This is a genomic window from Bacillus sp. LR--39, assembly GCF_053613335.1.
In genome coordinates this window covers 1-2,044 of sequence record NZ_JBSIOT010000057.1, presented here as the reverse complement: position 1 = coordinate 2,044, position 2,044 = coordinate 1, and the positions used below count along the sequence as shown (strand labels likewise).

Annotated in this window: 3 protein-coding genes; all 3 read left to right on the top strand. The window is 51.2% G+C overall.

Going from position 1 to position 2,044, the window contains the following annotated elements; translation table 11 throughout:
- The coding region (locus tag ACWHAR_RS20195; RefSeq protein ID WP_452087629.1) for an XdhC family protein at nt 1-945 on the top strand (945 nt) is incomplete at its 5' end.
- On the top strand, nt 942-1,559 hold the full coding sequence (gene pucB / locus ACWHAR_RS20190; protein ID WP_017696714.1) for a xanthine dehydrogenase accessory protein PucB: 618 nt from the start codon (nt 942-944) through the stop codon (nt 1,557-1,559). The genes ACWHAR_RS20195 and pucB, both read left to right, overlap by 4 nt.
- The coding region (locus ACWHAR_RS20185; RefSeq protein WP_452087628.1) for an FAD binding domain-containing protein at nt 1,556-2,044 on the top strand (489 nt) is incomplete at its 3' end. The genes pucB and ACWHAR_RS20185, both read left to right, overlap by 4 nt.

Sequence of the window (2,044 nt, the reverse complement as noted above, 5' to 3'; positions counted from 1 at the left end):
GAGGCTGTAATGGCGACAATTGTTCAAGTTGAAGGCTCCGCGTATCGAAAAGCAGGCGCCTCTATGCTCTTTAAGAAAAATGGCAGACGGATTGGCTTGCTGAGCGGCGGGTGTGTGGAAGAAGATGTATTCCAAAGAATCAGTGCGCTGGGCGATCAGCTCACACCAACGCTGATTCCCTACGACATGCGGTCGGAGGACGATCTTTCTTGGGGCATGGGAGCCGGGTGCAATGGCATGATTCATGTTCATGCGGAGCGAATCACTCAGGAAAAAAGGCGGCACTATGAGAAAGTGAGGGATTGCCTTCATTCAGGCAAAGCTGTCACTTCCGTTACAAAGATTGGATCCTCCCATTATTTATTTCTGACGGAGAACGGGCATTTTGGCAACTGGCCGGACGCGCCTCTGCAAGATATTCAACGTACTGTTTCAACGCTTCATTTACCGCATTTCGATCAAACCACTAACATGTTTATTCAGCGAATTGAACCGAAGCCGCGTCTCATTCTGTTTGGGGCGGGACCGGATACTGTACCGCTGGCCAATTTGGCGGCTGACACAGGGTTTTCTGTTATCGTGACGGATTGGCGGCCCGCTTATTGTACATCCTCTCTTTTTCCAAAAGCGGATCAGCTGATCACCGCTTTTCCGGAACAAATGCTTAGCGAATTTCAATTTTTTCCGCATGATGCAGCTGTTGTGGCAACCCATCATTATCAGCACGATCAAACGATCATCAACTTCTTATTTTCTCAAAACCTCCATTATATTGGACTGTTGGGTTCGGCAAACCGCACGAAACGGCTGCTGAACGGAAAACATCCTCCGTCTCACTTTTACAGTCCGGTCGGGCTGAAAATCGGTGCGGAAGGTCCAGAGGAAATTGCGGTAAGTGTAGTTGCAGAAATCATTCAAACAAGAAAACGGATAGCAGTTGTATGAGAAGCCCCTATCTGATCGGCGTGTTTCTCGCTGCCGGCAAAAGCAGAAGAATGGGCCAAAACAAGCTGGCTTTGCCGCTAAAAGGAGAAAACATAGGCTCACTTTCTTTGAAAACTGCTCTGTCGTCCCGCCTTGATCACGTGCTGGTCGTCGAGCGGACAGAACATGCCTCCCTTGAGTGGATAGGAGCGCCGTATCACGCTCCGCCTTTTCAAAAACGCTGGAGCCTGCACGTTTGCCAAGACGCAGAAAAGGGTCAGGGGCATTCAGTCAGCAGCGGGGTGAGAAAAGCAGAAAGCATGGGGGCGGACGGCGTTGTCATTTTGTTAGCCGACCAGCCTCAGCTTTCCGTCGATCATCTCAATGCCCTTGTGGCTCTGGCTCCTGAGTCATTTGCCGTGTCATCGTTTTTAGGGGCGTTCACCCCGCCAATCTACTTCTCGTCGGCTTGTTTTCCTTATGTAAAGGGGTTAACGGGAGATGAAGGGGCTCGCAGGCTCCTGAAAAGCGGACAGCTTGGAGCAGGAGCGGTTTTGGAGGCAAAGGATAGCGGTGAGTTGGACGATATTGATACACCCGAGGAATATGACATGGTAAGGAGGGCGATGTCTTGAACGGCCAAGTGACAAAAGCAAGGATGAATATTCAATTATGGAGGCCGACAGCGCTTGATGAGGCCTATTCGCTTTTAGAGAAGCTTGCTCCGGATGTGTGTGCCGCATCGGGAAGCACGCTGCTTCAGCTTCAGTGGGACAAAGGAACTCTGCCGAAACAGCACCTTGTCAGCCTTGAAGGGATTGACGAGATGCGAGGGATCAGCGCCAGTGACACCCACGTGTCGATCGGGGCGCTCACATCACTGAATGAATGCAGAAAGAACCCTTTGATCAAGAGAGCGCTTGGCTGTTTCAGTGACGCTGCTTCCGCTGTCGCTGCACCGGGGATTCGCAGCCGTGCCACGATTGGCGGCAACATAGCGAGTAAAATCGGTGATTTCATTCCGCTTCTGCTTGTGCTTGGTGCTGAGCTTATCGTATATCAAAAGGAGCTAATCAGGCTGCCGCTTGGCGCTTGGCTCAGTGAGGAAGACTTTAGAACG

Excerpts from the sequence above, each read along its gene's own strand:
- pucB (WP_017696714.1), top strand. The coding sequence starts at position 942 with ATGAGAAGCCCCTATCTGATCGGCGTGTTTCTCGCTGCCGGCAAAAGC.